This window comes from Verrucomicrobiota bacterium (assembly GCA_016871535.1).
Classification (GTDB): Bacteria; Verrucomicrobiota; Verrucomicrobiia; order Limisphaerales; family SIBE01; genus VHCZ01.
In genome coordinates this window covers 1-7,837 of sequence record VHCZ01000279.1, presented here as the reverse complement: position 1 = coordinate 7,837, position 7,837 = coordinate 1, and the positions used below count along the sequence as shown (strand labels likewise).

General features: G+C 57.7%; 9 protein-coding genes and 1 tRNA gene. All 10 read right to left on the bottom strand.

Going from position 1 to position 7,837, the window contains the following annotated elements:
* Positions 1–434: 434 nt before the first annotated feature.
* On the bottom strand, positions 435–755 hold the full coding sequence (locus tag FJ398_23745) for a hypothetical protein (protein MBM3840911.1): 321 nt from the start codon (positions 753–755) through the stop codon (positions 435–437).
* A complete protein-coding gene (locus FJ398_23740) occupies positions 752–946 on the bottom strand; it encodes a hypothetical protein (GenBank protein ID MBM3840910.1) in 195 nt (64 codons plus the stop codon). The genes FJ398_23745 and FJ398_23740 overlap by 4 nt, the downstream gene beginning before the upstream one ends.
* A gap of 418 nt (positions 947–1,364) precedes the next feature.
* A complete protein-coding gene (locus FJ398_23735) occupies positions 1,365–1,790 on the bottom strand; it encodes a hypothetical protein (GenBank protein MBM3840909.1) in 426 nt (141 codons plus the stop codon).
* Positions 1,790–2,836 (bottom strand): hypothetical protein, encoded by a 1,047-nt coding sequence (locus FJ398_23730; GenBank protein MBM3840908.1) that lies wholly within the window; start codon positions 2,834–2,836, stop codon positions 1,790–1,792. The genes FJ398_23735 and FJ398_23730 overlap by 1 nt, the downstream gene beginning before the upstream one ends.
* Before the next feature lie 511 nt (positions 2,837–3,347).
* Positions 3,348–3,725 carry a hypothetical protein gene (locus FJ398_23725; GenBank protein MBM3840907.1) on the bottom strand — a complete coding sequence of 126 codons (378 nt, stop codon included), beginning with the start codon at positions 3,723–3,725 and terminating at the stop codon, positions 3,348–3,350.
* 235 nt (positions 3,726–3,960) lie between these two features.
* Positions 3,961–4,173, bottom strand: a complete 213-nt coding sequence (locus tag FJ398_23720) for a hypothetical protein (GenBank protein MBM3840906.1) — start codon at positions 4,171–4,173, stop codon at positions 3,961–3,963.
* Positions 4,174–4,184: 11 nt separating this feature from the next.
* Entirely contained in the window at positions 4,185–5,465 is a 1,281-nt protein-coding gene (locus tag FJ398_23715; protein MBM3840905.1) for a hypothetical protein, read from the bottom strand.
* Between the two features lie 101 nt (positions 5,466–5,566).
* A tRNA-Pro gene (locus FJ398_23710) sits at positions 5,567–5,644 on the bottom strand.
* Between the two features lie 175 nt (positions 5,645–5,819).
* Complete coding sequence (locus FJ398_23705; protein MBM3840904.1) at positions 5,820–6,140, bottom strand: RNA-binding protein; 321 nt, start codon at positions 6,138–6,140, stop codon at positions 5,820–5,822.
* A gap of 212 nt (positions 6,141–6,352) precedes the next feature.
* Complete coding sequence (gene glpQ / locus FJ398_23700; GenBank protein MBM3840903.1) at positions 6,353–7,366, bottom strand: glycerophosphodiester phosphodiesterase; 1,014 nt, start codon at positions 7,364–7,366, stop codon at positions 6,353–6,355.
* Positions 7,367–7,837: the final 471 nt, after the last annotated feature.

The window sequence follows — 7,837 nt, the reverse complement described above, 5'->3', positions numbered from 1 at the left end:
TCGACCGGTGACAGAAGTGGTAACCTTGTGCATGGCTGCGCATCTCCCGGAGATCGAGCGGCGCTATGGGGTCGAAGCGGCTCAAGGGGACCGCTCTAGTTTGCCCTAGGACAGGCCGATGTCTCGGAGTCCGGTGTGTTGTTTGTCCCACTGGACGAAAGGACCGGCTGGCACGCCAAGGAGGAGGCGGTAGGAGATCCGCGCTGAAGAAGCGTGCCGAGCCGGTCCAAATTGGTTGAAACCTTGCCTTGGTGCAGATCCTTCAGGACGTTGGTAGCAGGAACCGCTACCGGATGCACGTAGAAGTTATTCACAATGCCCCAGGACACGCCGATGGCCGCTCGCCGGTGTGCTGACCCTACCCGGGGAAGCAGATCGCCACGGGAAACGCCTTTTGCCGGTAGGTCGCTGTTGACCTTGGCGACAGACATAGCTCATGCCGTGGCCAAGTTCTCAAGTTTCACCCCCGTACCGGTACTCGCCAACGCGGGAGTCTGACTCGCCTTGTACCGCCGGATCAATCGCCAAGCCCAAGCCAATGTCTTACCCGTGAACTCGAACGTCTTGAGGTAGCCGCCTCCCATGCCGCGCACTACCAGATGGGAATCCCTTCGTTGGGCGAGCCGCACCGCGTGTTTGGGGTTGCGGGTCTGAACCCACACAACGCCGGACACGGGACGCCAGGCGCAAAGGTCTGAATCACCAATCACGTGATTGAAGTTTTTCCGCTCGGAGGCTGTCAGTGTGGTTTTCATGAGTCTGCGGTTTGGGGATTCGCGCCTTTGGCCGGCTCGAAAGACTCGCAACGCAAGCCGTGATCGCGCAGCAGGCGCTTGAGTGCCGCACGCAGCCGTTGCTCCGGCGGCCTGGCATTGAATCGCGTCGGCCAACCCGGAAGAGCGCGCAGCGTCAGGGTGAACGTGTCGGGTTGCGGCGGTCGGGTCATGGGATTGTTACAGTTATCGGAGCTTCCGCTGTGGAAGCGCCAACAGCCGTAACGTGAAGTTCAACCGCCGTTACGCTTACTGGCGGTGGCAAACCTGAACCGCCAGAGGCCGTAACGCGAGCGCGGTAGGCTTTTTGACGGCAGGCATTTGAACAGAACTGGCCGTCACAGCGGTTTGCGCGAAATGCGGTATTGCAGACCGGACAAATCTTTTGGCGCGCTTGTTCCCGTCGTTCGCGTCGTTCGCGACGGCGACGAGTCCATTCATGCGAATGGAAATGCTCAGTCCAGATGGCGCCGGAGTAAACCCATTCGCCGCAGATTTGGCACTTTTTGCGACTACGCCCTCCTGGGCAGGCGCAGGTCCCCGTTGCTTCATCTATGGGCGACTTACAGGAGTAACAATTTTGCTGGCGGTTCATGTCAGTTCATTGGCGCTTTGCTGGCGTTCCTTCTTCGCCTTCGCTCTGGTTTTCTTTCCAGCCTTGATCTCCTCGAAGTCATCGGCGGGTAGTTCCGCCAGCAGTTGTGCCTCCGCAGACTCTTTCGGACTGAGACCAAGCTCTTTCAATGTGGGCGGAATACCCTGTGGGCATTCCGCTTTCTTCTTGTCCCTGGCAGCGTTCGCCCTCTCCGTCTCCCGGAGCATCTGACCCATCTTGCGCTCGGCTTCCAGGGCGTACGACCGGCAATGCTGGATGGCTTCCTCGCCCATGTCCTTCCGCTTTGCCCACTCGGCGGCGGTGAGTGCCAGGCTTTTGAGTTCCTTTGCCTTTTGGATCGTGTCCGCTTCGGCCAGCATCAGCGCGGCCTTGGTGAAAATAACCAGTGAATTTGTCTTCATCAAAAGCCCTTGCTGTGATCGGGCCGGGCTGGCACTACGGGGCCTTTGGTTCCTCCGGTTCGCCTGTCGAACTGTATCTGACGCTCCAGCCCTGACCGCCAATCCACGATTGGATTCTTCCCCCACATGCCCCCGTTGGCTCGGAGACTCAACAGGGCGCTCTTCATCTCCGCCGCGGTATAGTCCGCCCCGTTCTCCCTGGCCTGGGATAGCCACTGGGCCGCCTCTTCATCGGTCGGGAGGTTAGAAGACTCAGACTTAGACCGTCCCTTTGAGTGATCGGGGCGTGTCTGTTTCAGTTTGGCTTCGGCGTCCTCGCGTTGTGCTTGCATCCGCAGACTCAGGCAGGATTGCCAGTCGATGATCGGGTGCTTCCCCCACCTGCCGCCGCCAGCCCGCAGGCTTAACAGTGCCTTCTTCATCTCCGCCGTTGTCCAATCCGCGCCTCTTTCCTTCTCCTGGGCGAGCCATTTGTCCGCCTCCTCGTCGGTCGGGAGATTGCTAGGGATTGTTACAGGCCGAGGTTTATCGTCTTTCTTGGCCCTTTTCTCGATCTGCTCAGAATCGATTAAGGAAGACAAACCCTCCGGAGCGAGAGGGGGGGGGTGTTCCTTCCCTTCTTCTTCAATTCTTATAGTTCTTTGATTTCTTAAAGAACTACGCAAGTGAAGAGGCTCTTCACTTGCGCAAGGCTTACGCATTAATTGCGCAAGGCCCTTACGCATTAATTTCGCAAGGGTGTAGGTATTTAGATCGTTGCCTTTGGTTCCCTCGAGCTTCTTTCGCTCGATCAAAACGAAACCTAAACGCTCAAGGTCGGCCAGTCGCTTCTCGACTGTTCGCCGCCCGAGCGACGCCAGGTCCGCGATGTAGTTGATTGGCTTGCTAAACGTTTCCGATTGCTCGTCACTGGCAATCCAGGTTAGGGCAACGTAAACCAGTTTCGCCGATGCTGCGGAGCCGCGCTCCAAACCCTGGTTGATCCGCCAGAACGCGTCTTTGTGCTGCCACATCCAGGGGCCATCCTGTATCTCACGCTCATTCATAGAAATTCCTTCCTTTGCGCGGGGGAAAAAACCTTGCAATGCCAGGCTGGGATGCTACCTTAGCATCCTGGAGTTGGTTATCCCCCGTGGCCTGGCAGGGCGCGGGCTGTACTTCTTGGTCAGCGGTCATTAGACGCCTCCCTTCTGAAGTCTGACAAGAGCGTCGAGTACGCTCTTGCGATGGTAGAAAATCCGTCTGCTCCCTGGCAGACGAATGTAAGGCAAGATTCCCTTATCCCTCCAATTCCTGAGTGAGCGCGCGCTGGCGGGCAGCAGGGTTTCTCGGAGGGTTGACTCGTCGATGATTTCTGGGCCGCTGTCCGACCCGGCAGTTACGTGCGTTTGCATCGCCCTACGCTACACGTGGGGCATCACGCACTTTTGCAACTCTTGGGGTGACGAGTAGAACGAATTCAGGGAGCTAAAAAACGAATTCGCGGGGTGGAAAAACGAATTCAGCGGGTCAAAAAAGGAAAAGCAGTCGAGAAGAGACCGAAACCCGAATCAAACCCTATTTTTCGTCAGCGAAAGGTTTCTTACGTTTTCCTTGGCGGTTCTTGCGGTTTTGCTCCGATACGTGGTCTTTCCGCCAACTCAGGTAACAGGAGCCCAGGCCATACCACTGTTCATCATCCAAGCCGTCCGCTTTCAGTTTTGCGAGCCATTGCGCGGCAAAATCCAAATCGTCGTGCCCTGGGGGGCATTGACTGCGGAAATAATCGCGTAGGTTCTTTTCGCAGTCTGCGGGTGTTTTCGCTTTTACTACCCGGCGCAAGAATTCATTGAGCGTTGCGGGATGCCCGTGCTCTGGATTGGGAATGACCTTTCTCCAGGGGAAATACTCATCGGCCACAATCTCAGCCAGCTCCGTATCCCAATCTGCCAACATGACGGTTTTTTCTTTCGCGGTCGCCTTCGCGAATTTTTCGTGGAACTGAACGGCCTTTCGATAGAGTTGCGCGGCCTTTTGGATGGCTTGATCAAAGTAGTAATTCTCGTTCCGATGAAGGACTGCGGCAAGCTTGGCTAGTTCCAACGGCGGGGGAAGCTCGCATTCGCAGCGTTCAAGTTTCGGAGCCGTGCCTACCTTGTTCCTTCTCTTCCTTTTGTCGGCGCTCATGGGATCAGACAATGATGGGCCGCGCTTTGGGCGGCATGGCAGCGGTGCTGAATGCGGAGTGATCCAACACGCTGACTTTGCTCACGCTCTTGAAGCTCAGCACGGGAACAACGCTTTTGAACGTCACGGGCCGTCCGTCACAAGCGAACCGTTCCGCGTCCAGCAAATCGCAGTAGATGACCCGGCGCCAGCCGATGAAGTAGAACGGGGCATCCATAGGGCTTGGCCTCACTTCGTTGCCGCCGGATCGAGCGCAATCACGTTGTCCGCCTTCGCGGGCGCGACGTTGAACCACTCTTCCGCCTCGGCTTTCGTCGCGAGTCCCTTGTAATGCGCGTGGATCATCGCGGGTGAATTACCGGCTTGCACGGCGGTCAAATTCTCGTTGGCGTGCAAGGCGAAGTGATACGAACAGAAGCCATGACGCAAGCCGTTCCTCCGGGCCGGAATCTTCAATGAGCTACGGAGTTCGTCGAAAAGCTGGTGGTAAGTGTGGCGGTGCTGAATCCAGAGCGGGCCGGTGCAAGCGCGGTAGGGCGCAAGCCACTGGTCCAAGGCGTGACAGATGGTAACCAACCGACGTTGCCGCGTCTTGCTCTTGGTCACCGAAACCTCGATGTGCCCAGAGACGCGCCAGATGTCTTCCCAGGTCAACCGCATGGCCTCCTGTAAACGCACTCCGGCCAGAGCAGCCAAAGCGATGATGGGTCGCAAGTCCTGTCCGACGTTTTCCAACAGCGACCGAAGTTCTTTGGCGCTATAAAACTCGATCTCTTCAGGATCGGCCTGTTCGCGCGTCATGCCGTCCGCTTCCAGCAGTCGGTGATGGCGTCCCAGGTAGTCCTGGCGGACGCACCAATTCAGGAACATCCGAACCACGTTGCGGCGCTCGTTGCGGGTCTTCGGCGAAACTTCGGTGTGTTGGCCCATGTAGGCGTTCAGGAGTTCTTTGGTCAGGTCGCAGACGGCGGTGTTGGGGAATGTCCGCGCAAACTCCCGCAGCCACATGGCCACGTTGTAGGCGTAGCCGCGAGAAAGTTGGGGGCGCTTTCCGTCCCTGGCTTCGGTCTTGTGCCTGCGGCTTTCAATGAATTCCTCGGCCGCTTCCGAAATGTCCTTCCGCTTCACGCTGGCGACCGTGGAGAGATAGCCTTCGACCGCTTCGGACAACGCGATGCCGTTGAGTTTGGTTGCGGCTTCGCAAAAGGCTGAAATGCCCGCCAGGAGCGAAACGCGTTTGCCGGTCGCCTGACGGAAGGCGTCGAGACGTTCGAGCGCGGCCAGGGCGTCGCGGGATTGGCTTCCGGTCAGGCCGGCGGCTTGTGAGCCAGCGGCCAATTCGCGGACGATTCGTTCGGCTTCGGCTTTGGCCTCGCTGAACACGGCGAAAGTCCGAAGCCGGCGCTGGCCCGCCACGTAATAGGCCAATCGGTAGCGCGGGTATCGGCGGCTCTTTCCATAGATGGTCGCCTCCGCTTTGCGATGCCGGATGACTTGCGGGAACTTCACTCTCCTTGGTCCAGATTCGGCGGGATTCTGTGCCAAATCTGTGTCTGACTTTTTGAACTCCACGTCCGATTTTCCAAAATCTTCGATTTTCTTAGGAAAAATGGTCGGAGCGACAGGATTTGAACCTGCGACGTCTTGGTCCCAAACCAAGTGCTCTAGCCAGGCTGAGCTACGCTCCGAACCAGGGGCGCGAATCATCCACCCAAGCAGCCCCGTCTGCAACGTCTATTTCGAGGACGAGTTAACGACGACTCGGATGCACCGGGGCCAGGTCCTCTCTCTGCTGGGTGACGAAGCCAAAAAAACGCGGGGCCCGGCAAATCCGGGCCCCGCAATCCGTATGAGATTTGGGAATTAATAGCGATTTCGGCCACCGCCGTATCCGCCGCGACGGCCGCCGCCGCCACCACCACCACCCGAACGCTCCTCCTTCGGGCGGGCAATGTTGACGGTGAGATTGCGTCCGTCGAGCGAAGCCCCGTTGAGGGCTTCGATCGCTTTTTGCGCTTCCTCGGCCGTGCTCATCGTGACGAAGCCAAAGCCACGCGGGCGTCCGCTCATGCGGTCCACCATCAGGTTGGCTTCGACGACGGTGCCGTGGGCGGCGAACGCATCTTGGAGGTCATTTTCAGTGACGTTGAAGGAAATGTTTCCTACGTACAGTTTATTGTTCATGTGATGTTCTACTGTCTTAGACTAAACTTTGTTTTCTCCAGACTGTTCCCGACCGTCGGGTTTCAAATCATCACTGAACCGAGTTCACCTGAAGATTTACCATGCCTTGGAAGTGACAAGCCATCTAACAGACCCGAGAAAGCTGCCCGTTTTTCGGTGAATTGCAAGCAGTATTCGGAAAAATCTTGCCCGGCCTTTCCCTCCGTTCTCGCTCACGGTTCGCGGCTCAACAAGCGCACAAAGGCCACTCCCTGGTCTGGATAGTCCGTGAATGCGCCATCGACATGCGCTCGCGCGAAAAAAAGATGAAACAATTCATCCAGGGAATCGGCGTAGGCTGGCAGGGCATCCGCACGGAAGGTATAGGCATGGACCTGCAACTTCAGCTTGTGCGCCCGGCTCACCAAATCCGTGACTTTGAAGGAAGCCTTGCTCGTCCCCGTGACGACATGCTGGAGCGCCGGACCGATGCCGTCCGCGACTTTTGCGGCCTCCTCCAGACCGGCGGACGTCATAAGCCGATCGTAGTCGGTGGACGATTCCCCGGAACCGCTCGTGCCGATCAGTTGAATCAGATTGCCGCGGTAGCCCAGTTCTCGGCGAATGCGCTTGACTTCCTCGAAATCAAAACACTGAAGGTAAAACCGGTCGGTCTTGGCCCGGTAGCCGTATCGCCGCAGAACTTCGAGAACGATTCGGGAAATGTCCTGCCCTTGCTCCCGGTGCCAGGCCGGTCTCTTGATTTCGGGGTAAATGCCCGCGTCTTTGCCCGTGCTCCTGTTGAGGCCCTGGATCAACTGGAGTTCCTCTTCCAATGTCGGAATCTCAAACGCGGATTCCCACATTGGGAATCGGTTCTCGAAGACCGGTTTGCCATCCTTGGGATCGAACCGTTCCGTCACTTTAAGTTGCTTGATCTCCGCCAGTGTGAAGTCGATGGCATAGTAGCGGCCGTCCTGGCGCCTGCGATCCGTGAACCGTTTCGCCACGTCCGATACCGCGTCGAGGTGAATGTCGTGCAACACCACCGGCACGCCATCCTTGCTCAACACCACGTCCTGCTCAATGTAGTCTGCGTCCATCGCGTGGGCCATCGCCACGGCGGCCAGCGTGTGTTCCGGCAGGTACCCGCTGGCGCCGCGGTGAGCGATGACGATTTTCTGCGCCTGCACGACGGAAGGGAACATGAAGAAGAGAGCCAGTGCCAGCGTCGTTCGGGACTTCATGCGCCGATTCTGAGACCGACAGACCTTCCTGACAAGTCTGCCAAGCCATCGACATACTGTGCAGACCGTGGGATTGACGACAGATCGACCGGAGAACCGTAGCGCAGATTTTCAATCTGCTGGATCGCCGATTTCCAATCGGCAGGGCGCCGGCAAGTCCCAGCGGGCTCGGACAGAGAGACGCCCCGCAGAATACAATTCTGCGATACGGCAGAGTGCAACTCTGCGCTACGAGATCTGTCGTCCATCCTGCAGACCAACAGTGTCGAGATTTTTTGTCACGGGACTAAGTGGTCCATTTCATAAATACGCTCACGTGAGCGTATTTGTGGGACAGACCACTAAGTGGTCCGTTTCGTAAATACGCTCACGTTCGTTGCGCCCAATTTGGCCTGGGGCAAGGCGCGACGAGCGAGCATCCCCCGCCAGTGGGGCTGTGACCGAGGAGCAACGCAGCCCCAGGCAAAATTC

What these genes read in the sequence shown, in the direction of transcription:
- FJ398_23745 (MBM3840911.1), bottom strand. Translation starts at nt 755, where the DNA reads ATGAAAACCACACTGACAGCCTCCGAGCGGAAAAACTTCAATCACGTG.
- FJ398_23740 (MBM3840910.1), bottom strand. Translation starts at nt 946, where the DNA reads ATGACCCGACCGCCGCAACCCGACACGTTCACCCTGACGCTGCGCGCT.
- FJ398_23735 (MBM3840909.1), bottom strand. Translation starts at nt 1,790, where the DNA reads ATGAAGACAAATTCACTGGTTATTTTCACCAAGGCCGCGCTGATGCTG.
- FJ398_23730 (MBM3840908.1), bottom strand. Translation starts at nt 2,836, where the DNA reads ATGAATGAGCGTGAGATACAGGATGGCCCCTGGATGTGGCAGCACAAA.
- FJ398_23725 (MBM3840907.1), bottom strand. Translation starts at nt 3,725, where the DNA reads ATGTTGGCAGATTGGGATACGGAGCTGGCTGAGATTGTGGCCGATGAG.
- FJ398_23720 (MBM3840906.1), bottom strand. Translation starts at nt 4,173, where the DNA reads ATGGATGCCCCGTTCTACTTCATCGGCTGGCGCCGGGTCATCTACTGC.
- FJ398_23705 (MBM3840904.1), bottom strand. Translation starts at nt 6,140, where the DNA reads ATGAACAATAAACTGTACGTAGGAAACATTTCCTTCAACGTCACTGAA.
- glpQ (MBM3840903.1), bottom strand. Translation starts at nt 7,366, where the DNA reads ATGAAGTCCCGAACGACGCTGGCACTGGCTCTCTTCTTCATGTTCCCT.